The organism is Pseudovibrio sp. Ad37 (assembly GCF_001623075.1).
GTDB lineage: Bacteria > Pseudomonadota > Alphaproteobacteria > Rhizobiales > Stappiaceae > Pseudovibrio.
In genome coordinates this window covers 110,217-134,852 of sequence record NZ_LMCF01000218.1, presented here as the reverse complement: position 1 = coordinate 134,852, position 24,636 = coordinate 110,217, and the positions used below count along the sequence as shown (strand labels likewise).

Here is a 24,636-nt window from a genome sequence, read left to right as displayed (position 1 = left end):
CTCTTTGCGCTGGTGTTGTGCGCTAATTTATCATGGATGATGGCAGGCGCGACATTCTTCTGCGTGCCATGTTTGTTTTTACTCTCTGGATTGGATCTGGCGAGATGCCAAGCACGTGCTTCTTGTAAATCTCAGAAAAGCGTTGCTCTGGGCCGTAGAATGCGCCTTGAACGTATTCTGCTCCCAACTTTCTCAGTTTCTCTTCTGTATTTGCATTTTTGATTTCCGAGAGGATGATCTCGATGTTCAAGGCATGTGCGAACTCTGTTGCAGCAGAGAGCAATCGTGCTGTTTTATCATCTTCAAACAGCCGTTCCACAGAACCTGCGTGTAGTTTGATGTAGGAGATCTTCAGCTTCTGGAAATGCTCAACCTTCAATCCGCCGGAGTCAAAGTGGTTGATACACAACTTGACGCCTGTGTTTGTTAGTTCATTCAGCTGGCTAATGAGGATATGAGCGTTGGCTCTCAAGAGAACACGCGAGGGGATCTCCAGTGTGAACTTGTCTGGTGATACATTGTTTTCCTGCAGCAGGTAGCTGAGATCATCGCAGAACCCTTCCTTCAATAATGAGGGAACGGGGACGCGGAACAGGAACTCCCAATGTTGCATTGGAGTGTTCTGACAGGCACGCATGGTGTGAATGATAGCTGCAATTGTTGTCTCGCCAAGAACATTGCTGAAGCTTGCGCTGTCAAAAATGTTTGAAAGGTCGCTTCCCCGAGCAATTTCTAATATCTGAGAGGGCCATTCGGGGCGAGCCTCCAGCATTCGAATTTGACTTGTTTGACCGAACCTTATGGGCTGGAAGATCGTTCCGACCTGGTTTTGCAAGAGTGCCTGTTTCGCGGTTTGCTGGAGGGTGACCTGTCGCTCCAACCGGGTACGCATGACCTGATTAAACAGACTGGCGCGATTGCGGCCTCTCTTTTTTGCATGATACAGAGCTGTGTCGGCACTATCCTGCAGTTCCTTCACAGTGTTTGCATGGCGTGGGAACACCGCAGCGCCGATGCTGACCTTTGGCCGTATTTCGCTGTGGTCATGATAAATCGGGTGGCTGAGGGTGACCGGCAACTCTTCAAGCAGGACTCTGATCTGATGACATGTTGTGTCTTCCAAGAGCAGGGCGAACTCGTCTCCGCCCAATCTGAGGGCTGTGACGTTTTCACATTCCATCTGCTTCAAACGGTCTGAAATAGCCACCAAAGCTGCGTCGCCAGCGGCATGTCCGTGAGCGTCGTTGATGACTTTCAGATGATCTAGATCGACATAAAACAAAGCCACGCGTTGATCTGGGTTTGTCACGCTCTCAATGGCGTCCGAGATGAGTTGCTCAAAGCTTTCTCTGGTTCGTAGGCCGGTCAACGGATCAATATTGCAGACTGTGAAGATTTCTCGCGGAGTGGTTTGCTCTGGTGGTAGCAGGTATTTTGTTGCTGCTGTGCCATTGATTGGGAATGTCCCGCTCAAGTCGTTTGTTGAAAGGATGCGTAACAGACCGGGAACTAGGATTCTCGCCAGATTTCTGAAACTTTTGAGTTTCTTGCTCAGATCTGCGTTTATGAGTTGATCTGAGGTTGTATCTGGCTGGAAATGTGCTCTGGGAAAGTGGGTCGTATTGTTTGCGTCGGACTTACAGAGAATACCTACGATGGCGATTATTTGCGCGTGTAGGTAAAGAGGCATGAGTGCAATGAACTGCGTTGCAAGGCGTGGTGATCTGACAGTGGAAGGCGTGTCTTCGCTTTTAAACCTATGTGGGAAAATTTGGACATCATCGCCGCAGATTGGGGGCTCCGTAATCTTGGAGAGCAGACTGTTGAGTTGGTTCTTATAGGGCTGAATGCTATCTGAAACGAAGAGTTCTGAGCCGTTCACTTTCTCTGAGTGATTGACCATTATGAAGGTGGGGAGTTCGAATAACTTCTCGTAGACGCGCAGGACTGACTGAGCGAATGGCTGCGGAGGCATCTCTACTGGATGCAGGTTCGTTTTACATGCCGGGTACTCGATATTGTATTTTGTGTTGCCTGCTTCAGACATCATTCCCACCACTATCAACCAATTATTTACCACGCCCTTATTGATAGTGATTATGTGCTTTTACGCAAAAGGAAAGCGGGGGGTTCTGTGAGAATTAAGGGGCAAGCTTTATGTGAATATTATAAAAATACTAGGTAAGTTTTAGGAAAATGGGGATAAGTACCTTCTATTTTTCTGATTTATATGAAAAGTGAAATTTCTTATTTGTGCATTACATATGTAGAAGAGTAATTATGATGCATAATCTCTTACAGTTCAAAGACAATACTATTTAATGGGTAAGTTATCAGTGATTCCTTCGCGTTGTTTTCTGATGTTGGTGCACTACAGCTTTTACTTTATTAGGAAAGCTAAAACTTTTCATATAATTTCGATTGTGCTATGAGATGCCTATGAGTGACCGTACGAAAGATCGTTTGATGTACGCGCTGAAATCGCGCGGACCGAACACAGCTGCAACCATGGCCAAACATTTGGGCGTGACGGCTGTGGCCGTACGTCAACATCTTGATGCGTTGCTGGAAGCTGATCTTGTTGAGTTTGAAGACCTGAAAGGGACTGTAGGGCGCCCTCGCAGAACCTGGCGTCTTTCTGAGACAGGCAACAGAAAGTTTCCTGATAATCATAGTGGTGTACTGGTCGATCTGCTTGGAAACATCAAAGACCTTTATGGGGAAGATGGACTTCAGCGTCTTATTGATGCGCGTGCCGATCAATCCCGGAAGTCCTATCTGACTGCGATGAAGTCTGCAAAGACCCTCTCTGACAAGTTGCATTGTCTTGCTGAACAGCGCAGTGAAGAAGGGTACATGGCTGAGGTTCTGAAGGATGGCGAGAATGGCTATCTGTTTGCAGAGAACCATTGCTCTATTTGTGCTGCAGCCCGTTCCTGCCAACACTTTTGTCGATCAGAGCTTGATTTGTTTCAGGAGGTTTTAGGAGATGATGTGCGCGTCGAGCGTGTTGAGCATATCCTGAAAGGCGATCGGCGTTGTCTCTATAAGGTCTCACCCAACTAAGCGGCTCGCGACCTCACGTTCTTCCTAGACCAGAATTGACAGAAGCATTGCCAGCTCCACGCGGCTGCTCACGTTGAGCTTTGCGTAGATGTTTTTGCGGTGTGTGCGCAGCGTGTTCTTCGTAATGTCCAGATCTGATGCAATCTGAGGTTCTGTTTGCGTGCCAGACAGCTGTTCCAGAACGATTGCTTCTTTATCCGTCAGGCGGAAGAGGGCGGTTGCTTTCTGGATGTTGATTTGCTGCTGGATTTCCAAGTCTGTGACGAATAGGAAAAACAGGTCGTCGAACTCAGTATCGACCAGGCGTATGTCGATATGGATCGGGCGCAGAAATGCTTCATCTCTTCTGAGGACGAGCTCTTGCTGTACATCCAGATCAATTGTTGCTGTGGCCAGATTTTGTGCGTTCTGGAACTCGCGCTGGTGGCCCGGGTCGGTGAACTCTAGCCTTCCGGTGCTGACCTTGATCTGGGGCGTTTGCTCAAACAGACGCTTTGCAAACTCGTTGCATTGCAGGATGGTTCCATTGCCCTGAATGATGGCCACGCCCTTTTGTAGCCGGTCAAGGCTGTCTGCAAGGAACTTGCAGAATGCTTGGTCTACAATTTGGGCGGTCTCTTGGTTCAAGGTATTGGATTCCTGTTTTACACCAAGCAACTAAAATCGGCTGATGGCGTAATAGTGTGCATTTGAGTGGAAGGAAGTTCATCTAAAAAAGAGTCGTTCTTCTAATCCATATTCTATAGCTTAGTGAGAAATCGATAATACGTATGTAGTTGCACGGTATATTTTTCGGTTATTCACAGCAACGGGTTGAATTAACTCGTTTCATTAGTTGGTGACGTTACGCAAACACCTTGCAAGCGCCATGTAATCCTCGCTTTTAGGTGAGGTTTTTCGCCAAATTAAACCTATCCTACGAGAAGGTTGAGGCTCTGCAAACCGCAAAAGTGTTATGCGATCGTCTGCGATTTCTGTATCTGCGCAAATTTCAGGCAGGACAGTGACGCCATATCCGGCGGCGACCATGTGTAGGACAGTTGCTATACTTGTTGCGCCCACATTAGCTGATTGATTTTGACTAATTGCTCCACAAAAGCTCAGTGTTTGATCTCTGAGGCAGTGCCCTTCTTCAAGCAGCAACAGATTTTCACCATGCAGATCATCAGGACCCATCCTCTTACGCTCATCTATTTTGCGTGAGCTGGACACAGCTAAAAGGAAATGATCTTCAAAGATAGGTACTTCTTCAAGCTCTGGCTCCTCGATTGGCAGGGCTGCGAGGACAACATCCAGTGTGCCGTGTTTTAGCTCGCTTACCAGAGATGCTGTCAAAGTCTCGCGAAGATTGAGCTGAAGATCAGGATATTGCTTGATAAGAGCGGGTAGCAGCTTGGGCAGAATGTATGGTGCAAGTGAAGGGATGACACCGAGGCGTATGATACCGCTTAGCGGTGATGCTGCGTGTTTGGCATAATCCTTAAGGTCCTGCATTTCTCGCAGGATCTGATTGGCTCTTCTGGCAATTTCTTCGCCCTCCGGCGTGATCCGGATTGAACGTGCGTTTCTCTCGACAAGGCAAAGGCCTAACTCTTTCTCGAGATCCCGGATCTGCATGGAGAGTGCAGGCTGGGAAACACAGACTTCTTCTGCGGCATTGCCAAAGTGGTGATGCTGTTGCACGGCGAGGAAATAGCGGAGTTGTTTGAACGTAAGCATAAGGATCAGGATATCTTATCAATATAGGAAATTGAATTCACATGTTCTGATCTAATTATTACTGGATTACTGACTTGAAATCATGAGGGGGTGTTGCACTCCATAGTTGCTAGCATGGTGCGACTCAAAACGGCTGGTTTTATGAAATTGACCTTTTGGTAAGGAATTGGGTGAGTGACTGGTCTTAAACGTTGATGCTGTTACTCAAAATTTGGGGACGCTTTTATAAAAAGAGCACATGTCGCAAACAAGTCGTTAACGGATGTTGGTCTGCTCGCAACATAGATAAAGCTTGTTAAGTCTCCGTGATGTTTTTGTAACTCGTTGTTGTCACTTATCTTTTTAATTAAATTTCTGAAATCTGTTCTAACGGGAGAAAACTTATTGGTTTTTCCGCTTTTTGAAGCATGCAAATCGCATGTTATTTTTTCTAAATTAATTAAAAATAGAATAGATTGAGTTGTGTTTTGTTTAATCCTGTTCCATAGGTTTTTATCTGTTTGCGTATCCCATCGGTGTTTTAAATGTCATCTGACTTGGCTTCTCATATCGTTGATTTCAAATCTCTCGCGCTTGAGAACAATATTGAGCGACGTTCGGAGCTTGCGCGTCATGTTGCGCTTTTGTTTGCGCGGACATGGGAACGGTGTTCTGACGATCAGATCGATATTTACGATGGTGTGATGCTGCGGCTCTCAGAAATGGTTGAGCGGCATGCGCTGAGTTACATGGCGGAACAGCTTTCTGAAGTGCGCCGTGCGCCTGAGCAGACTGTTCGCAAACTTGCCTTTGATGAAATCGAAATTGCAGAGCCGCTTCTTCGGAACTCTAACGTGCTGCGTGAAAGTGACCTGGTGAGCATTGCGCGCAGCAAGAGCGATGATCATCGTCTGGCGATTGCGAAGCGGGATGTCATTTCTGAGAATATTAGTGATGTGCTGGTGAACCTTGGAAATACCGAGGTGAAACAGACTGTTGCTGCGAATGATGGTGCCGTGCTTGGTCAGCGCAGTGTGAACTCGCTGATGACCGACGCGAAGGGGGACGAAGTCCTTCAGCTAGCCCTTGGTCAGCGCGCAGATCTGGCAGATGCTCATATTGAAGCGCTAATAAACTTCGCTAGTGAACAAGTTCGCAAGCTTTTGATCAAAGAAGGCGCGACCGAAGCTGCTGGGAAATTGCCGAAAGCTGCACGGATTGCGGCTGGCAAGCTTTCTAATGAATTCTGGCTGGGTCGGTATGATTTTGAGACTGGTCGCGGCCGCGTCATGGAGTTGGTCCGTGAAGGCAAACTGACTGAGAATGCTCTGCGTGCTTATGCTGAGGAAGACCGGTTTGCTGAAGTGGTCGCTGCGTTTGCGATGCTGGCTGGTATTGGTCATGCAGAAGCGCAGCATTGGACTGTGCGAAATGACACTGAGCCTTTCCTTGTGGTGTGTCGTGCCTCTGGTTTTGGGATGATGACTGTTCAGGCTCTTCTGAAGATTGGGCCATGGCGTTACCGCCTTTCAAACTCTCAGCGTCAGACTGCGTTAAAGAGTTATCAGGCGCTTGACCAACAAGAAGCCTATAAGCAATTTATTACCTGGAAAGAGCAATGGATGGCCTGATCCATTCAAAAATTTAAGTGGTTTTGTGAGGGTCGCGTGTGCGGCCCTTTTCTTTGGTCAATTTAGTCCAAAAGTCGAATGTTTCTGCCAAAGCAACTTTAGGTGCTGTTCGTGTTTACTCCTGCTGATTGGGTTGTGTAGCCAAAGCAGGATTGATGCAAATAAGAAAAAGTAAAAAAGTTTCTTCTGACAGTTCTAAGGCGGATCGCTTTCTCAATTTCCTTATCTCCTTTCTGACACTTGCTGTTTTGGTTGGTATGGGGCTTTTGCTGCACATCAGTTTCGTTGTTGCGCAAACGCCTGAAACGCAGGACCCAGTTGTTGCAGCTCCTATGGTTGATGCTCAGGAAATGGTGATGGAAAGCGAGCCAATTCCTATGGAAGGGGCACCGCTTGTTTTGGGGCTATCTAATGGACTGGAGCTATTCTCTCTGGAGAACATTGATCGCTCCAGCCAGTCTCTGAATGCTGTTTTGAAGGATCTTGGGAACTTTCCCAGGCACGTCCATAATGCACTGGAGCGGGCGCGGACCGATACGAGTGTTTCGTGGGTGTGGCAGATATTTGCGCTGACGCTGTTGGCAGTCACGCTTGGTTTTGTGGTTGAGCTGTTTGCAGACAAGTTGTTTGCCAAGAGGCTTTTGCGATTTTATCGTGGGATGCCTGAGAGTAGGGCCGAGAAGATTGGATTTCTGTTCTCAAGATCACTTGTGCAGGTTGCTGCCGATTAGCATTGACAAATTGCTGGGTGCTTGTTGAGGAGATTGTCAAGGGCGAGGAGAAGGCCGGCCATTCGGGAGATCTTCAACCGCGACGGCATCACTTTTGCCCATCGTGAGGTGAAGGTGAGGATCGATGAAGGGGCTGCTGGTGGGCAAACTTTCTCTGACTCACAGAAAAAGGCAGTGGGTGGTGCTGTTTTGCCTGTGGTTGAAGAGGACGATCAGAACGGCTGTCCAAAAGCCTAACTGTTGTAATTCCGCGCTTTTTTTCTCTGTTTGCCGCTCCGGAATGTCAGAGTTGATTTTTGATCCGCCAATTTTCAAGGAAAACTCAGAAAAACTATTCCTCTTTTGGTGCGAGAAGGGAATGTTCCTCCTTGTCATCGAGTTATTATACGTATAAAGATATCTTTATATCAGATTATTCGATCAGTTGGTGGCGGTAGTAGGCTTGATAACGACAGTGAACAATGAACCGGAAGGCAAACTCCCTGTAGAGGACCTGGTGGGCTGCTTGCGTGCCTGTGGAGAGACGACGCGTATTCGTCTGCTTGCTTTGCTTGTGCTTGGTGAGCTGACCGTGAAGGATCTTACAGTCATTCTTGGGCAGAGCCAGCCTCGGATTTCGCGGCATCTCAAGCTTCTTTGTGAGGCAGGGGTGATCAAGCGGTATCCGGAAGGAGCCTGGGTTTATTATCGTCTTGGTGAAGGTGGTCCGGCTGAGCTGGCGCGGCGCATTGTTGCGCAGAGCGAGCAGGATGATCCGGTACTTGCTGCCGACCATGAGCGATTGGTTTCGTTGCGCCGTGCAAAGGCTGAGGAAGCGGCGGCTTTCTTTGCAGCACGCGCCAACAACTGGGACAAGGAGCGAAGCCTTCATGTGCCGGAAGTTGCCGTTGAAGCTGCGATGCGTGCACTCGTGGGGTCCAAGTCCTTTGATACCCTCCTGGACCTGGGGACTGGAACCGGCCGTTTGCTGGAGTTGTTCAGTGAACAGTACGAGCGTGGCATTGGGATTGATGCAAGCCAGAACATGCTTTCTGTTGCGCGGGCTAATCTGGACCGTGCAGGCCTGCAGAAAGCGCAGGTGCGGCAGGGCGACATTTACGCGTTGCCGGTTGCGCCAGACACAGCTGATCTGACTGTGGTTCATCAGGTGCTTCATTATCTGGAGGAGCCTGGGCGGGCAATTTTGGAAGCAGCCCGTGCTTTGCGGCCGGGTGGGCGTCTGTTGCTTGTAGATTTTGCTCCTCACGAATTGGAGTTTTTGCGAGAGAAGCATGCGCATCGTCGTCTTGGCTTTTCTCAGGGACAAGTAGGCAATTGGCTTTCCGAGGCTGATCTGGAGCTTGTTTCAACGAATGATCTTACCCCGGGCGCGGGGGAGAAAGACAAATTAACCGTTACCCTTTGGCTCGCTCAGGATCGTCGGGTTGTGACCGACCTGCCTGTAGCGGATCAGACCAAGGAGCTTGCTTAGTTATGAGCGAACATAGTATCGATCGCCGTTTTAGGCTCAATGGAGCCTCTGACATCTCCGTTTCTTTCGAGTTTTTTCCTCCAAAGAGCGAGAAGATGGAGCAACAGCTTTGGTCGTCAATCAAACGGCTTGAGCCTTTGGGCCCAAGCTTTGTTTCTGTCACCTATGGTGCTGGCGGATCTACCCGTGAGCGTACTCACTCTACGGTTTCGCGTATTGTGAATGAGACAGCTTTGAAGCCAGCTGCCCATTTGACCTGTGTGGATGCCACCAAGGAAGAAGTGAATGAAGTCATTCGCTCTTATTGGGATGCCGGTGTTCGCCATATTGTGGCACTGCGTGGTGACCCGGCTACCGGGCTCGGTGAAACATACCATCCACATGAAGGTGGTTACCAGTCTACCGCTGATCTGGTGGCTTCCATTCGTTCCATTGGTGATTTTGAAGTTTCTGTTTCAGCCTATCCTGAGAAACACCCGGAATCTCCTAGCTGGGAAAGTGAACTGGATGTTTTGAAGGCGAAGGTGGACGCTGGGGCGACCCGTGCGATCACGCAGTTTTTCTTCGATAATGACCACTACTTCCGTTATGTGGATCGGGTTCGGGCTGCCGGCATCAATATTCCAATCATTCCGGGTATCGTTCCTGTGACCAGCTTCAAGGGCATTTCTGGTTTTGCGAAGAAGACCGGAGCTTCTGTTCCAGGTTGGTTGGCGCACCGGTTTGACGGTCTTGATGATGACCCTCGCACCCGTGAACTGGTTGCTGCAGCTGTTGCTGCCGAGCAGGTGATGAGCTTGGCGGATGATGGTGTTGAGGACTTCCACTTCTACACAATGAACAAAGCAGACCTCGTTTACGCGATCTGCCACATGCTTGGTCTTCGCGCAAAACAGGATGTGAAAGCATCTGTCGCTGCCTGAATCCAATCCACGCACATATAAAGATATTTGTCGGATTACGGCCCCATTCGTGACCCGCAAAAGTAAAGTACTAGAAAAGATCGGATCCCATGAGTTTGCAGGTGAAAAAGACCGGTTCGGACATTTTTGCAGCCCTAGAAGCAGCCGCCAAGGAGCGTATCCTTGTTTTAGATGGTGCCATGGGAACTATGATCCAGAATCTGCAGTTCAATGAAGCGCAGTTCCGAGGTGAGCGCTTCAAGAGCTGGAATCAGGATCTGAAAGGGAACAATGATCTTCTGATCCTGACCCAGCCAGATGCCATTCGAGATATCCACCTGCAGTATCTGAAAGCGGGTGCAGATATCATCGAGACCAACACGTTCTCCTCCACTTCTATTGCGCAGGCTGACTACGCGATGGAGAGCATTGTTTATGAGCTGAACAAGGAAGGTGCCCGCCTTTGCTGTGAAGCTGTTGAGCAGATGAAGGAGATTGATCCTTCCCGCCGCCGGTTTGTGGCCGGTGGACTTGGGCCAACAAACCGGACGGCCTCGATCTCTCCGGACGTGAACAATCCGGGCTTCCGTGCAGTTTCCTTTGATGATCTGAAGGATTCTTATGCTGAAGCGACCCGTGGTCTGGTTGATGGTGGCTGTGATCTCATTCTTGTTGAGACCATCTTTGATACCCTGAACGCAAAAGCGGCTTTGTTCGCGATTGATCAGGTGTTTGAGGAAAAAGGCATCAAGCTGCCGGTCATGATCTCCGGCACGATTACCGATCTGTCTGGTCGTACCCTTTCAGGTCAGACACCGGAAGCATTCTGGAACTCTGTCAGTCATGCGGAGCCGTTTACGGTTGGCCTGAACTGTGCGCTGGGTGCCAAGGAAATGCGTGCGCACGTGGATGAGATTTCCCGTGTTGCGGATACTCTTGTTTGTGCTTATCCGAATGCGGGTTTGCCGAATGAGTTTGGTGAATACGATGAGAGCCCGGAATACATGGCTGGCCTCATGAAAGAGTTTGCCGAGTCTGGACTGGTCAACGTGGTTGGCGGGTGTTGTGGCACGACGCCAGATCACATCAAGGCCCTTGCGGATGCGATGGAAGGCTTGAAGCCGCGTGCTTTGCCAGAAGTGCCGCGCCTGATGCGTCTGTCCGGTCTGGAGCCGTTCACTTTCACCAAGGAAGTGAACTTCGTTAACGTGGGTGAGCGCACCAACGTGACGGGCTCTGCGCGGTTCCGCAAACTGATCAAGAACGATGACTACAATGCAGCGCTTGATGTTGCCCGTTCTCAGGTTGAGAATGGTGCGCAGATCATTGACATCAACATGGATGAGGGGCTTCTTGATAGTGAAGAAGCCATGGTTACATTCCTCAACCTGATTGCGGCTGAACCGGATATTGCCAAGGTTCCAGTGATGATCGACAGCTCCAAGTGGACTGTCATTGAAGCTGGCCTGAAGTGTGTGCAGGGTAAGGCTGTGGTGAACTCGATTTCCTTGAAAGAAGGGGAAGAGAACTTCATCGCGCAGGCTAAGTTGATCCGCCGTTATGGTGCTGCTGTTGTTGTGATGGCGTTTGATGAAACGGGTCAGGCTGACACGTTTGAACGCAAGATCAACATCTGCAAACGCTCCTATGACGTGCTGGTAGATAAGGTTGGTTTCCCGCCTCAGGATATCATTTTTGATCCGAATATCTTTGCGGTTGCGACTGGTATTGAAGAGCACGACAACTATGGTCTGGACTTCATTGAAGCGACCAAATGGATCTCTGAGAACCTGCCATACGCTCATATTTCCGGTGGTGTTTCCAACCTGTCGTTCTCCTTCCGCGGGAATGAGCCGGTTCGTGAAGCGATGCACTCTGTGTTTCTGTACCACGCCATTCAGGTTGGCATGGACATGGGTATTGTGAATGCTGGTCAGCTGGCTGTTTATGATGACCTTCCTGCTGAATTGCGTGAGCTGTGTGAAGATGTGGTCATGAACCGCCGTTCAGATTCCACGGATCGCCTGCTTGAAGCTGCTGAGAAGTTTAAAGGTCCGGGTGGAAAGAAACGTGAGGTTGACCTGCGCTGGCGTGAGGCAACAGTTGCAAAGCGTCTTGAGCACTCGCTGGTTCACGGTATCACGGACTTTATCGTTGAGGACACGGAAGAGGCTCGCCAGAACTTTGATCGTCCGCTGCATGTGATTGAAGGTCCATTGATGGATGGCATGAACGTGGTGGGTGATCTGTTTGGCGCTGGTAAAATGTTCCTGCCGCAGGTGGTGAAATCTGCTCGTGTGATGAAGGCAGCTGTCTCCTATCTGATGCCATTCCTGGAAGAGGAAAAGCGTCGTAGTGGTTTGGATGAGAGCTCGTCTAACGGCAAGATCCTGATGGCGACTGTTAAAGGGGATGTGCATGACATTGGCAAGAACATCGTTGGCGTTGTTCTGCAGTGTAACAACTTTGAGGTTATCGACCTTGGGGTGATGGTGCCAACAGCCAAGATCATTGATGAAGCGCGCAAGCACGATGTTGATATCATTGGTTTGTCCGGCCTGATCACACCGTCGCTTGATGAGATGTGCCACGTGGCTTCTGAGATGGAGCGTGAGGGGCTGGATATTCCGCTGCTGATTGGCGGCGCGACGACCTCTCGTGTTCATACAGCGGTGAAGATCCATCCGAACTACTCCAAGGGTCAGGCGATTTACGTCACTGATGCTGGACGCGCGGTGGGTGTTGCGTCCCGTCTGGTGAGTGAAGGTGGTCGCGAGACACTTTATGATGCAACGCGTGTTGAATATGCAGATGTTGCTGAAAAGCATGCGCGGTCGCGGAACAAGAAGGTTCGGGCGACCATCGAGAAGGCTCGTGAAAATCGCTTCAAGCCGAACTTTGATGGATATGCTCCAACCAAGCCTAAGTTCATCGGCACCAAGACATTTACCAATGTCTCTTTGAAGGAGTTGGTGAGGTACATTGACTGGACACCTTTCTTCTCCACCTGGGAGATTAAGGGAGCCTATCCTGCAGTGTTGACGGATGACCGCTATGGTCCGGCAGCTCAGGCGCTTTATAATGATGCGCAGGAGATGCTGAAGGAGATCGTGGACGGCAAACTGCTGCAAGCGAATGCTGTGGTTGGTTTCTGGCCTAGTGCGCAGGATGGTGATGATCTGGTGCTTTACACCGACGAGAGCCGAACAACTGAGTTGAACCGTCTTTACACCCTTCGTCAGCAGATGGATCGGAGTTCCTCTGATCGCGGTAACGTGGCCCTTGCGGACTTTGTTGCGCCGATTGACAGCGGCATTCCGGACTATGTTGGCGGGTTTGCTGTAACTGCAGGTATTGGAGAGGATGAAATTGCCAAGCGCTACGGTGAAGCTGGTGATGACTACAACAAGATCCTCAGTCAGGCGATTGCTGACCGTTTGGCAGAAGCACTTGCAGAGCGGATGCACGAACTGGTGCGTACTGAGCTTTGGGCCTATGCGCCGAATGAAGGTCTGTCTAATGCTGATCTGATTGCAGAGGACTACGATGGTATCCGTCCTGCACCGGGTTACCCTGCACAGCCTGATCATACTGAGAAGGGTACTCTTTGGGAGTTGCTTGATGCGGAAGCGCAGACAGGTATCTCATTGACTGAGAGTTACGCAATGTGGCCAGGATCTGCGGTGTCTGGTCTCTACTTCTCCCATCCTGACAGCCACTACTTCGGCATTGGCAAGATTGAGCGGGATCAGGTGGAAGATTATGCAAAGCGTAAGGGTTGGGAACTGGCAAAGGCAGAGCGCTGGCTGGCTCCGATTTTGAACTACAACCCGATGGCTCGTGAAGCTGCTGAGTAACCTTTTGAAAAACTGAGATTTAGAAGGGCTGCGGATATCTTTCGCAGCCCTTTTTCTTTGTCGGATTGTCGCTGGTGTGTGCAAGGACTGTTTCCAATTAGTGATCTAATCATTCGCTGTGGTTCCATTATGTATGTTCAGGAGAAGACAATAGCTCCTGTTTTGGGGCATAGGAGACGACCGATGAAGAAGACAATTTTGAAGATCCATAGCTCAGCGGCAACGGCTACATCCGTAACCCGTCAGCTTTCTGATGAGCTTGCCTCCAAGATCTCCAATGATGGTGACACCGTTATTGAGCGTGATCTGAACTCCCCGATTACCTTTATCAATGAAGCGTGGATCGGCGCTGCTTACACCCCTGACGAGCAGCGTAGTGAAGATCAGAAAGAAGGCCTTGCGCTGTCTGATGCGCTCATCGCGGAGCTAAAAGAGGCGGATGTGCTGGTGATTGGTGCGCCGATCTACAACTTCTCTGTGCCAGCTGTTTTGAAGGCATGGGTTGACCAGATTGCACGTGTGGGTGTGACCTTCAATTACACCGAATACGGCCCACAGGGCCTTCTGACGGGCAAGAAGGCCTACATCGTTGCAGCAGCTGGCGGCGTGCCTGTTGGCTCTCCAGCAGACTTTGCTGTGCCTTACCTCAAGCAGGTGCTTGGCTTTATTGGTGTGAGCGATGTGGAAGTTGTTGCAGCGGAAGGTGTTGCTGTTGACCGTGATGCAGCAATTGCACAAGCGCAGAACACAATGGCTGGTCTGACAGTTGTGGCAGCGTAACTGATACGCAAAAGCAATTAATCATCTTGAGCCCACCTTGGTAACAAGGTGGGTTTCTTTGTGCATTTGGTGAAGTCTTGCCTTCGATTTTTATTTTGTGAAGGACTTGGTCAGTGTGGGGGAGGGGGACTATAGCAAGCCGATAACGACAGCACCAATAAATGCAAATGCAAGTGTGATTGCGACGGCGTTAAAGCTTCGTGTGACAGTCATGGATTTATCTCCCGTTACTCACTAGCTGTTTAAAGCTTATGTGACGGAAGCCGCCTTAGGAAGCAAAAAAATGCCATTTTTCATTGCACTGCTAGAAAAGCACCTAGGATCACTGAAAATTTCTGTAGCGAATAATATGTGTAAAGCCGGAGGATACTTTCTGGTTGTTTTGTGAAAGACCAAGGGAATTCTTGCGTTTCCTCTGTCAAATCAATATGCAGGTTTTCTGCAGCTTCGCGAATACTCGTCGGGCTATACTCATGCTTTTCCTGGGGTGAATTGGGCGTGGATAGTTTGAAACATTCATGACAATTCAGGCGGGAAAACGGAAATATTCAGCATTGAATCAGGAACAGCGCCGGGCAAACGCCTGTTCAAATCGGGGATTTCGAGGTGGGTTACAAGACAGGTAGGAACGCTGCCGGAAGACTTTTGTCTGCCGTTTTGGTTGTCGGTATGTGCATCGGCGCTGCACACGTTGGTGCCACACCGATGCCAAAAGCTCGTCCTTATGTTGGCAATTCAACCTTATTGCCTCCGATGCCTCTTCCTCAGAGCAAGGTGGATGTTCAGCCTTCGCGCGTTCCTGCGGGCAAGCCGCTTTCTCTCGTTCCTGTGCCACTTGAAAACCAGCGCGTTTTTCCTCCAGCAAGTAATGCGAGGATGTGTGTGCTCCGTGGTTGGAGTGTTGAGATAACAAACGCTGTTGACGGGCCGGATGGATGTGGGATTGATCAGCCTGTTTCTTTGCGGTCTGTGGTTGGTGGTGGCCAAGAGATTAGCCTGACGATGCCAGTGCAGATTGAGTGCGAGCTGGCACAAAAGCTGGATGGCTGGTTGCAGGATGTGGCAGTGCCTGCTGCACGGCGGGAACTTGGTGTATCCATCACGCGCATTCGCACGGCTGCGGGGTATGCTTGTCGTGGCCGGAATAACAAACGCGGCGCGAAGCTCTCAGAGCATGGCAAGGGCAACGCCATCGATATTGCAGGTTTCTATTTGTCTGATGGACGGGAAGTGACTGTTGAAGAGGGCTGGGCTGGGTCTTCAGCTGAAGTGCGTTTCCTAAGCAGCTTACATAAGGGAGCCTGTGAGCGCTTCACGACCGTACTTGGCCCAGAGGCTGACAAGTATCACCGAGACCACTTACACTTCGATCAGGGCTGTCACGGCAAGGGCTGCAAATATCGCGTCTGCAAATAAAGGCGCGGGCTCGTAATTCATTTTCAGAAGCATGATGTGGGAACGCCCACCTGATTGAGACGGGGCTTTATCTCTTTCAAGCGGGCGTGTTCTGTGATGACAGAGCTTACTGGCAGAAACGGTTTTTGCCAGAGTACGTGCGATAGGTGCCGGTGTTCGGGTTAAAGCTTCTGTATTTGTTGGTGCAGTAGGCGAACCAAGCCGGGGACCACGGGGCTGGGGCTACAGCCTGAGCGTGATAAACCGGTGCTGGTTGGTGCACCACTGGTGGACGGTATGCTGGTGGGCGATACGCTGGCGCTGGTGGGCGGTAGGCCGGGCGTGGTGGTGCAACGTACTGAGGTTGCGGTGTCACTGCATTGCCGATGATGAGACCTGCTGCCAGACCGATAACGCCGATTGCAGCTGCTTCACCCGCATTGATGCCGTGCTTCTTATGCTTTCTCTTCTTACGCTTATGGTAATAGTTGTTTTCAACGTAAGTGTTGTTCTCAATGTAAGTATTGTTTCGCGGGCCTGCCTGAGCTGCAGAAACGACTGGCAACATCATTGCCCCTGCAAGTGCTACTGAAATTACTGCTGATGCTTTAGCCATTTTCGTCTCCGTAAACGGTATTTCGTGTTTGTTGAGACTAATTAACCAGAAGTGGCCTGAACCTTCTTTGAGAGAGCCATTCATCTTCTGTTCATGTAGATGAATGGCTCTGAAAAGATATATAAGTCAATTTATTAGGCGCTTGAAAAAATGTTTAGGACGCTGATTTCTTACCAAATTTTAAGTTGAGTACGTTATTCATCTTACTTAAATCAGTATGTCGTCCTCTCCAGATTATGGAGACCGCTTTTCGGGAATAGGCTTAAGTGGAGATAGACAAGACCCAAGAATCTGAGCAGGGTCAGATTGGGAAAAGTGAGGTTGGTATGGAAAAGAAAATAGATCCAATTCGTGAAACCACCGATGAAGCACGCGCTCTTGCCAAGAAGCTGATCAGATCTGTCAGATTTGCTTCTCTTGCTGTTCTGGAGCCAGAGACCGGTTACCCTATTGTCAGCCGTGTTGGCGTCAGCTCGGATGTTGTTGGTGCGCCGTTTATGCTTGCTTCCAGCCTTTCCAACCATTCTCAATGCCTTGAGCAAGATCAGCGGGCGTCTTTGCTGATTGGTGAGCCGGGTAAAGGGGACCCACTGGCTCATCCGCGATTGACTGTTATCGGGCGCTTTGAGCGACTGAGCAAAGGGGACCCGTTGTGCACTGAGCTGCGCAACCGCTATCTGATGCGGCACCCAAAGGCCAAGCTCTATGTCGATTTTGCTGATTTCGACTGGTATCGCCTGCATGTTGAGCGGGTGAACGTGAACGGCGGCTTTGGTAAGGCGTTCTTGCTGGATACCGAGGATGTTCTGTCTTCTGATGAGGGACGCGAGCAGCTCGCGGCTACCGCTCATGATCTTGTTATCCGCATGAATGAGCGCCATGCAGACGATATTGGTGCGTTTGCCTCGCAAACCTTTAAGGTTGGCGCCTCAAAATGGGGGCTGGTGAGCGTTGATGGTGAAGGGGCTGATTTCTTTGATGGAGAGGCAGTTTACCGCCATTTCTGGGATCAAGCAGTGCCAGTCGTGGAGCTTGAAAAATTGCTGATGCAAACTCTTGGTTGTTCTGTGTAAAACCATGACGTAGGGTTTTTCTCATGTTGTTGTTCTAGTATGGCAACCATGCATGCGTGAAGCAAAATAGGATTGGTGCGGAAATGAATAAAGAGAATTTGGATAGTGCGGCAGGGGCAGAGGTCTACTCCGACAAAACTCTGCGTATTTATGACCTGTTGGTTCTGCGGTTCTCCAACACGTTTCTGTGGCGTTGTTCCGCCTCAAAAGCGCTGAGCTTCTTCAATCGCAATGTCAGTGCCAATCACCTCGATGTGGGTGTTGGCAGTGGCTACTTTCTGGAGCACGGGCGCTTTCCGGATAAGACACGTCTGGTGCTGATGGATCTTAATGAAACCTGTCTGGACTATGCTAAGGCCCGCTCTGTGGTGGCGGATGTCAGTACAGCGCAGACTGATGTGCTTGAGCCGATTGAGTGGACCGACGCCAAGTTTGACAGCATCAATCTGGGTTATCTGCTGCACTGCCTGCCGGGAACCATGAAGCAGAAGTATATGGTGTTTGAGAACCTCAGACCGCTGCTGAATGACGGTGGGATCTTGTTTGGCTCAACCATTTTGGGTGAAGGGCAGAAACCAAACTGGGCAGCGCGCAAGCTGATGGGCTTTTACAACAGCAAGGGCATCTTTTCGAACGCTGAAGACAACCTTGATGATTTGCGCTCCAATCTGGAGACGTATTTCAGGGATGTGACGATTGAAGTGGTTGGTGAAGTTGCGCTGTTTAAAGGGCGTGTGTAGTCGCTTCTTGCGGGAAGAGTACAAGGTCATCCTCGGGTGACCATGACTTCCATTTCATACCGAACACGGTTTTAAAATCCGGCTGGTCGATCCGTTCGAGCAGCCATTTTTTTATGCTTGCAGGGGCTTTTCTCTCAAAGCGATCTTTATCTGCATTGGCGAACTGGCGCACGAATGGGAAGAGTGCCTGATCTGCGAGAGCCGGGCGGTCTCCGAACAGATACGTTGAGCTTTCAAGGCGTTTAGAGAGCTTGGAGAGTTCGTGAATGGCAAGGGTGTAGTGCTCGTCTGGATCGGCGCCTTCGTAGCGTGTGGAGTACTTGTATTTGTCCAGATTGCGTTTGAAGTCGCCGTCCATCTCTTCAATCAGTTGCAGCATTTCTTCCAGCGTGCCCGTCTCTGGTGAGAGCCAGCTTTGAGGGTCATTTTGCTGCAAAGCCCAGAGCATGATCTCAAGGCTTTCTTCAATAACGGTTCCATCCGTCAGTTGCAGGACAGGCACCGTTCCTTTTGGTGAGATTTCCAGCATGTGGGCTGGTTTGTTGCGCAGCACGATCTCGCGGAGGGCAACGGTTGTCTGGCTTGTGACCAATCCCAGTCTGGCGCGCATTGCGTAGGGACACCGACGAAATGAATACAGGATCGGGAGGGAGGTCTGCTCAGCCATGCTTTCTGTTGTCTGCCTTTGATTGATCGTTTTCAGCAGCTGGTATTTCTAATGAATCCACTGGAGCAATACCAGCAGATTTGCGTTCATAGGCCTGAATTGCCTTCTCTTCTTTCAAAAAAGCTTCGATATGTGGCTGTAATGGGAGCTTTGTCGCGAGTGTTTCGGTCTCTTCCAGCACCGCTGTGGTTGGGACAAAAGCCTTCTGCGCGCGGTCATACATGCTGACGCGCACCAGACCGGTTGCGGCAACGATGCCTTTCTTCGGGCCTTTGGTGAAGATGAAGCGTTGTTCCATCACACAGGCCTCATCTGTCCAGTACACAATCTCGCTTTCCAGCTTGAACGGCTCGCCAAACGGGAGCTCGCGCCGAAAGCGGACAGTGGCATGGTTGGCCAGTGGTGTCCATTTATTGCGGAAAATCGCTTTGCCGAGCTTGGTGCGGCTCATGTGATCTACACGGCCAAAATCCATCATGGCCAGATAACGGCTGTTGGTGAGGTGGATGTTCATGTCAATGTCAGAGGGGAGAACGCGCAATCGGACAACAGACTTGCTGAACATGTCTGCTAGTTTTTCCTGAAAAGGGAACTTAATGAAATAAAGTATAAGTCTAAACCAGAGTTGCATTTCTTCTCCACGTGATAGCTCACGGGCTTTCACAAAAATCTAATGGATTTTCCAATAGGGAATTAGCTTTCCTAATAGGTCAGGTGTGTTGTGCCAGATGTTTAAAGGTATTTCTAGTTATCTCTTTGTGTGGGAGATTGCGTATAGCTCAACGGAACTTGCTGCTGTTGCGGGCGCTTTTTTCTTTGCAGCTTTCGTTAAAGGGGCGACAGGCCTCGGGTTTTCAACGACTTGTCTGCCGTTTCTGGTTTACGCGGTGGGGTTGAAAAGAGGAATTCCGCTCATCTTACTGCCCAGTATTACCAGCAATTTTCTGGTGATGGTCGATGCCGGGTCTTTCAGGGAGATGGTGGTTCGCTTTCGCTGGATGTTGCTTGCAACTGTGCCGGGGATTCTGTTGGGCCTCTGGTTCTTGGATGTGGCGCCAGCTGAGGAAGCTGTTGTTGTGCTGGGCTTTGTGCTTATCAGCTATGCCCTGTTTGCTTTTTTCACACCGCACCTGAAACTCTCCCATGAGATGGAGCGCTTCCTTGGGCCTGTCAGCGGTTTTATTACGGGTGTGGTCAATGGCATTACCGGTTCGCAGATCATGCCTGTGATGCCCTATCTGTTGTCGCTTAATCTGAACAGTGAGCGTTTTGTGCAGGCGATCAATTGCTCCTTTACTTTGTCCTCCTTTGTGATGGTGGGTGGTCTTTACTATCTCGGACTGCTTGACCTGAGTGCGCTTGGTGTTTCTGCGCTTGGGCTGGCGTTTGTGTATCTGGGCACCAAGCTGGGCTCGGCGGTGCGTCAGCTGATGTCGCCCTCGGTCTTCAGGGCGTCTATTTTGCTGCTGTTGTTCGGGCTTGGGTTGAGTTTGTTGGTCAAAGGATTTTAGTGGCTCCGCTCTAGGCTAACTGGTGGTTGATGGATCCCTTCAGTTTGGAGATGGGGATGTTAGAGATTGTTGCAAGTTCGCACCTAGGCTCTGCTTCATGATGGACATGGATGCAGACATGGCAATGGCGGCGGAGTATCTCGGCTATACGGCCTTTGAGATTGTCATCATCATGTTTACGTTCTTCTTTGCTGCTTTTGTGAAAGGCCTTGCTGGGCTTGGGTTTACAACAATCTGCCTTGCTGTTCTCGCTTACACGGTGGGTTTGAAGAAGGGCATTCCGCTTATTGTGGTTCCGGGGCTCATCAGTGATCTCATTCTGGTTTATGAGGCCGGGTATTTTCGGGAGTCGTTTTCTCGCTTCTGGCGGATTTATCTTTATTCGGTGCCGGGTGTTGTCATTGGGCTCTGGTTTTTGGGGTGGGCCTCCACGCATTGGCTGACGATCCTGCTGGGGTTCGTCATCATGGCGTTTGTGGGATATGCGCTGCTCTCCAAGAACCTGAAGTTGAGAACGCATTGGGAGAAGATGGGATGTTCGCTTTCCGGGTTTTCAACCGGGTTGCTGACAGGGATGACGGGCTCACAGTTGATGCCGATTACGCCGTTTCTGGTATCTCTGGATCTCCCGCGTAGCCATTTCATCCAAACGATCAATAGCTTCTTCACGGTTGTGACAGCCACGATGATCCTGGGTCTGACCTATATGGGCTTGCTGCATCTGGGTGCTTTTGCCATCTCCATCACCGGGCTGGTGTTTGTCTATATCGGCACCAAAAGCGGCAATTATATCGGTCGACATTTCAGTCCGGCACTGTTCCGCTATTGCGTGTTGGTGATGATGTTTTTCTCCGGTCTGGGGCTCATCATCAAAGAGCTTTGGCTGAATGTAATGTGATGTGCACCATGCTTGTAAACTGCTCAAGGGATCCCCAATTGCATAGCAGTCTTAACCGCGAGCGCGACCTGTGCTTATGGAAAGTTTTCTGACATGGTGATCCTTCAGTTGATTGGAGGGCTTGTGCTGCTGCTTGTTGGCGGCGAAGCCCTTGTGCGCGGCAGTGTGGCTGTTGCGACGCGTTTGGGTGTTTCAAAGCTGTTTATTGGCCTGACGCTTGTTGGTTTTGGTACGTCCATGCCGGAGCTTGTGGCCAGTTTGCAGGGGGCACTTGCCGGTTACCCCGGTGTTGCTGTCGGCAATATTGTGGGCAGCAACATTGCCAATGTGCTGCTGATATTGGGTGTCACGGCATTGATCCTGCCGATTGCTGTGAACCGGGAAGCGTTCCAACGTGATGGTGTTGTGCTTGTTGTGTCCAGCTTGATTTTGCTGGGCGTTATCCTGACGGGTTATTTGTCCCGATCGGCTGGTTTCATTCTGATTGCTCTGCTGCTGTCCTACACACTCTTCAGCTACTGTTCGGAACGCAAAGCAGGAAAAGCAGCAGCTCAGATTTATGAGGCTGAAGCCGATGAGGTGAGCTATCCGAACCTTACCATATGGTGGGGCCTTGCTATCTTTATTGTGGGTGTGGTTGGCATCGTCATTGGGGCGAGTTTGCTTGTGTCCTCAAGTATCGTGATTGCCAAGCATTTTGGGGTTTCTGACGCGGTGATTGGTTTGACGCTGGTTGCGATTGGCACCTCTTTGCCAGAGCTTGCCACCTCGGCCATTGCTGCGGTACGGGGCCATGCTGAGGTTGCGTTTGGCAATATTGTTGGCAGTAACATCTTCAACATATTCGGCATTGGCGGCGTAACAGCTCTTGTTGTGCCAATCCCGGTTCCCTCTGAGATCGCGCAGGTGGATATCTGGGTGATGGTGGGCACGGTTGTGCTGATGGCCATTGCCTGCATTACCGGCTGGCGGGTGAGCCGCCGGGAAGGTCTGTTTTTCCTATGCTGTTACGTGGCCTACATGGTCTTTCAACTTACGCCCGGTTTGCGTGCTGCAGTTGGTATTGTTTGATGGTGCCTGGGGTTTCTCTCGTCATCCACACCCTTGTCAAACCTGCCGATTTGACAACCATAGGTTTTCACTCCACACTCAACCTTGAGGCCTAGAACCCTCTCAACGCGGTACCCGCTCCCGTTAACTAGCGGATTTTTTGTGTCTTTTTTCTGAAGGCGCAAGCTTTTGCTATGAGCGGGAGGGCGGTGAATACAATACCTCCTTCGGGAGGGAATAAACTCGCCTGTCGTTGTCAGGTTTCTAGCCTCCCGCTCGCCAGCGGGCACTAGAAAGCCCTATCTGTCGTGCGGTCCTTCAACAGCCAACAACGAGGCTTTGAAAATGAACGACCTTGCATGTGCCTGTGGCACCACAAATACTTTCCAAAATGAAATAGACGAAGTCACCATCGCTGTTTCAGACCTGCAGAATCTCAGCTATATCCAGCACTTATTGCTGACTGAGAGACTACAGCACAGCAGCGAGCGTGATGCTTTGTTCACTTTGCATCATGCCTTCCGCGACCGACTGGAAGCACTCCAAAAACGCTGCGGAACTTTATCTAATGCGTATTCCTATCCGAAAACCGCTAGTACTTTTCGGGAATACGCAGGAGAGCGGGTCGCTCATCCGCAACCGATAAACACCAAAAATCCGCTTCCTGATTAAGCCTGTTATGGGCTCCATAAAGCAAGGGAACCTACCTTCGTGGAGCATGTACTGGCGCACTGTGTAAGAGCATTTGGCAGCAATGCCATCCGCTCCGGTGCCGGAAGCGAGACGCGTCTACACCCCGCATCCTCGCGGGCGGCACCCTGCTGGCCTGCGGAGCCACCACCCTCCGCAGGCCAGCGTTTTTGCGTGCGTATATGGATGCGTTGTTGGGTGTGGCTCTGGATCCCGCATCAAGTGCGGGAAGATGGCGAGGGGGAATGCTCCTCTGCCAATCTGTTCCCCCCCCCACACACTGTCATCATGTGCGGAGCGTAACGGAGACCCGGGACCTTTAACCACCTCACGAGGAGCACTACATTCGCGGTATGCAGCAATCATTGTATGGGTCACGGCTTGGGGTCCGAGATTGTTAGTGATGAGGTGTGTTAGGATTGAGTTGGTCTCCCGAACTGCACTTCCGGGAGACCAGTGGCAGGCGACCGAGCCGGGATCAGGCTTTCACCCATCGACATCAAGGTTCTCTGCCGCTTCCTTTTCCCGTTTGGGGAGTTGATTGGGCCACTGCTTGCGATGCCACTGCCGTCATGCCGGACGAGCGAAGCGGTGATCCGGTACCCAGTGCTATACGTGCTGGCGTTGGCAGGTGAGGCGGGCTGTCTCAAAAAACTTATGCCCCTTCTGAATTCCTCCCATACTCTGAACCTATGCCTACGTAGCGGGCTGCTGGCGGAGCGACCGTCAGTTTGTCGTAGGTTGGGCGGGGCTATTGGAAGACGTAACGCACCTTTCAGTGGTCCGGTGAACCGAACTTCAAACGTGACCGCATGGTTTGAGGGGAAGGGCCCAGGACTATAGGGTATCACGCGGTGACAGAGGCCGATGTAATGGCAGGGATAACCTGCTTTTGCAGATGTGTCTGTCAGAGACGGAGGAACTGTCTGCTTAGGGAAACCTGACTGGGTAAGCCACTGTCTTTCCGGGAAACCGGCTATCGTGCCTTATAGGCAAAAGAGGCGACGTTGTTCATTATAAGAAAACCCGGGCAAGGCGTGTAGCCAATGCTGAAGAAACATTTTTAAACAAGTAGCGCAGGTATTGCCTGCCGCCTTGCTCATCCCGACCTTCGGGAACTCTGGTTCAACACCGCATGGGAGGCCATGCGGTGCTACTGGTGTTTGTGGTAGTGAGGGCGTTGGATCATGACAAGCGATATGAGTATACGTTGTTCAGATATGCCTCGTCAGCAATACAGAAGTGGGTTTCTCCAACATGCTCGAAACCCTGTGCAAGATAGAAATCGATTGCAGGGTCATTTTCTGCATTGGTTGTTAGCCAAACAGAATCGGCAGTTTTTTCACGACAGTGCTGGAAACCTGCATTTAATAGGCGTTTACCGATGCCTTTCCTATGATGGCGTGGCTGAACATAGAAGGTTGCAATTTCCATTTCTGAACAGCCTGATACAGGGGCTTTGCTTGCTGAGGAAACCCGTATGAAGCCGTCGATTCCTTCTTTATTCTCGGAAACGAGGATGAATTGATTAGGGTCAGATATAAGCTTCTCGATCTTCGAGGGGGCGAACTCCTCCAAGGCGAAGTCTGCAAAAAAAGCACTTACACCACGCTTAAGGTAAGTGCCTATCCATACCTCAATCGAGATCGCTGCAATGCTAGAAGCATCTGAATTATTCGCTTTGCGTAATGTCATGTGCGATAGATGTCAGATTTTGGGAGGGAGTCAACGCCAATTATCAGGACAGCCTTGGGCTGCCTGTGACATGTTGAGGTTGCAATGCAGAGTGGTTAGCGGAACGTCCGCCAAGGGTTCCACAGATCATTCTCCAGAAATCTTGGAGATGATTACATCGTGAAG

Annotated in this window: 22 protein-coding genes; 15 read left to right on the top strand and 7 right to left on the bottom strand. The window is 50.4% G+C overall.

The features are described 5' to 3' along the window. Nucleotides 1-22: 22 nt before the first annotated feature. On the bottom strand, nt 23-2,047 hold the full coding sequence (locus PsAD37_RS24020) for a diguanylate cyclase domain-containing protein (protein ID WP_208992055.1): 2,025 nt from the start codon (nt 2,045-2,047) through the stop codon (nt 23-25). 392 nt (nt 2,048-2,439) lie between these two features. Here PsAD37_RS24020 and PsAD37_RS24015 point away from each other — a divergent pair, with 392 nt between their 5' ends. Continuing rightward, nucleotides 2,440-3,066 carry a metalloregulator ArsR/SmtB family transcription factor gene (locus tag PsAD37_RS24015; protein ID WP_063298226.1) on the top strand — a complete coding sequence of 209 codons (627 nt, stop codon included), beginning with the start codon at nt 2,440-2,442 and terminating at the stop codon, nt 3,064-3,066. Nucleotides 3,067-3,090: 24 nt separating this feature from the next. Here the strand turns inward: PsAD37_RS24015 and PsAD37_RS24010 are convergent, their stop codons facing one another. Then, nucleotides 3,091-3,693 carry a LuxR C-terminal-related transcriptional regulator gene (locus PsAD37_RS24010; protein WP_063298301.1) on the bottom strand — a complete coding sequence of 201 codons (603 nt, stop codon included), beginning with the start codon at nt 3,691-3,693 and terminating at the stop codon, nt 3,091-3,093. A 204-nt stretch (nt 3,694-3,897) separates the two neighbouring features. After that, nucleotides 3,898-4,785: a LysR substrate-binding domain-containing protein gene (locus tag PsAD37_RS24005; protein WP_063298225.1), complete on the bottom strand. Its 888-nt coding sequence runs from the start codon at nt 4,783-4,785 to the stop codon at nt 3,898-3,900. 524 nt (nt 4,786-5,309) lie between these two features. On the opposite strand from PsAD37_RS24005, the gene PsAD37_RS24000 reads away from it, so the two are divergent. The 8 genes from PsAD37_RS24000 (at nt 5,310) to PsAD37_RS23965 (ending at nt 15,552) form a co-directional block, all read left to right on the top strand. Then, on the top strand, nt 5,310-6,395 hold the full coding sequence (locus PsAD37_RS24000; protein ID WP_063298224.1) for a DUF2336 domain-containing protein: 1,086 nt from the start codon (nt 5,310-5,312) through the stop codon (nt 6,393-6,395). A gap of 155 nt (nt 6,396-6,550) precedes the next feature. Beyond that, complete coding sequence (locus PsAD37_RS23995) at nt 6,551-7,126, top strand: hypothetical protein (protein WP_063298223.1); 576 nt, start codon at nt 6,551-6,553, stop codon at nt 7,124-7,126. Between the two features lie 114 nt (nt 7,127-7,240). After that, a complete protein-coding gene (locus PsAD37_RS29435) occupies nt 7,241-7,363 on the top strand; it encodes a hypothetical protein (RefSeq protein WP_275078348.1) in 123 nt (40 codons plus the stop codon). Nucleotides 7,364-7,580: 217 nt separating this feature from the next. Further along, on the top strand, nt 7,581-8,597 hold the full coding sequence (locus tag PsAD37_RS23985) for a metalloregulator ArsR/SmtB family transcription factor (protein ID WP_208860167.1): 1,017 nt from the start codon (nt 7,581-7,583) through the stop codon (nt 8,595-8,597). A gap of 2 nt (nt 8,598-8,599) precedes the next feature. Further along, on the top strand, nt 8,600-9,520 hold the full coding sequence (gene metF, locus PsAD37_RS23980) for a methylenetetrahydrofolate reductase [NAD(P)H] (protein WP_063298221.1): 921 nt from the start codon (nt 8,600-8,602) through the stop codon (nt 9,518-9,520). 89 nt (nt 9,521-9,609) lie between these two features. Next, nucleotides 9,610-13,356 carry a methionine synthase gene (gene metH, locus PsAD37_RS23975; RefSeq protein ID WP_063298220.1) on the top strand — a complete coding sequence of 1,249 codons (3,747 nt, stop codon included), beginning with the start codon at nt 9,610-9,612 and terminating at the stop codon, nt 13,354-13,356. 183 nt (nt 13,357-13,539) lie between these two features. After that, nucleotides 13,540-14,136, top strand: coding sequence for an FMN-dependent NADH-azoreductase (locus PsAD37_RS23970; RefSeq protein WP_063298219.1), 597 nt, complete (start codon nt 13,540-13,542; stop codon nt 14,134-14,136). A gap of 645 nt (nt 14,137-14,781) precedes the next feature. Further along, on the top strand, nt 14,782-15,552 hold the full coding sequence (locus PsAD37_RS23965) for an extensin family protein (RefSeq protein WP_208992054.1): 771 nt from the start codon (nt 14,782-14,784) through the stop codon (nt 15,550-15,552). A 106-nt stretch (nt 15,553-15,658) separates the two neighbouring features. Here PsAD37_RS23965 and PsAD37_RS23960 read toward each other — a convergent pair whose 3' ends face one another. After that, complete coding sequence (locus PsAD37_RS23960; protein ID WP_057465821.1) at nt 15,659-16,147, bottom strand: BA14K family protein; 489 nt, start codon at nt 16,145-16,147, stop codon at nt 15,659-15,661. A 326-nt stretch (nt 16,148-16,473) separates the two neighbouring features. Here PsAD37_RS23960 and PsAD37_RS23955 point away from each other — a divergent pair, with 326 nt between their 5' ends. Both PsAD37_RS23955 and PsAD37_RS23950 read left to right on the top strand, forming a co-directional pair. After that, nucleotides 16,474-17,220 (top strand): HugZ family protein, encoded by a 747-nt coding sequence (locus tag PsAD37_RS23955; RefSeq protein ID WP_063298300.1) that lies wholly within the window; start codon nt 16,474-16,476, stop codon nt 17,218-17,220. Between the two features lie 83 nt (nt 17,221-17,303). Next, nucleotides 17,304-17,960, top strand: coding sequence for a bifunctional 2-polyprenyl-6-hydroxyphenol methylase/3-demethylubiquinol 3-O-methyltransferase UbiG (locus PsAD37_RS23950; RefSeq protein ID WP_063298217.1), 657 nt, complete (start codon nt 17,304-17,306; stop codon nt 17,958-17,960). On the opposite strand, the gene PsAD37_RS23945 is transcribed toward PsAD37_RS23950, so the two are convergent. Continuing rightward, nucleotides 17,944-18,627, bottom strand: a complete 684-nt coding sequence (locus PsAD37_RS23945) for a glutathione S-transferase (protein ID WP_082827155.1) — start codon at nt 18,625-18,627, stop codon at nt 17,944-17,946. The genes PsAD37_RS23950 and PsAD37_RS23945 overlap by 17 nt on opposite strands. Continuing rightward, nucleotides 18,620-19,192: a thioesterase family protein gene (locus PsAD37_RS23940; RefSeq protein WP_063298216.1), complete on the bottom strand. Its 573-nt coding sequence runs from the start codon at nt 19,190-19,192 to the stop codon at nt 18,620-18,622. Before PsAD37_RS23940 ends, PsAD37_RS23945 begins: the two co-directional genes overlap by 8 nt. A 163-nt stretch (nt 19,193-19,355) precedes the next feature. Between PsAD37_RS23940 and PsAD37_RS23935 the strand changes: the two genes are divergently transcribed. From PsAD37_RS23935 to PsAD37_RS23920, 4 genes are all read left to right on the top strand, one after another. Then, nucleotides 19,356-20,138 carry a sulfite exporter TauE/SafE family protein gene (locus tag PsAD37_RS23935; RefSeq protein WP_063298215.1) on the top strand — a complete coding sequence of 261 codons (783 nt, stop codon included), beginning with the start codon at nt 19,356-19,358 and terminating at the stop codon, nt 20,136-20,138. A 97-nt stretch (nt 20,139-20,235) separates the two neighbouring features. Then, on the top strand, nt 20,236-21,036 hold the full coding sequence (locus PsAD37_RS23930; RefSeq protein WP_063298214.1) for a sulfite exporter TauE/SafE family protein: 801 nt from the start codon (nt 20,236-20,238) through the stop codon (nt 21,034-21,036). Nucleotides 21,037-21,129: 93 nt separating this feature from the next. Beyond that, nucleotides 21,130-22,107 carry a calcium/sodium antiporter gene (locus PsAD37_RS23925; protein ID WP_063298213.1) on the top strand — a complete coding sequence of 326 codons (978 nt, stop codon included), beginning with the start codon at nt 21,130-21,132 and terminating at the stop codon, nt 22,105-22,107. Between the two features lie 324 nt (nt 22,108-22,431). Then, entirely contained in the window at nt 22,432-22,758 is a 327-nt protein-coding gene (locus PsAD37_RS23920) for a hypothetical protein (protein ID WP_063298212.1), read from the top strand. Between the two features lie 1,203 nt (nt 22,759-23,961). On the opposite strand, the gene PsAD37_RS23915 is transcribed toward PsAD37_RS23920, so the two are convergent. Then, a complete protein-coding gene (locus PsAD37_RS23915) occupies nt 23,962-24,471 on the bottom strand; it encodes a GNAT family N-acetyltransferase (RefSeq protein ID WP_063298211.1) in 510 nt (169 codons plus the stop codon). Between the last annotated feature and the right edge of the window lie 165 nt (nt 24,472-24,636).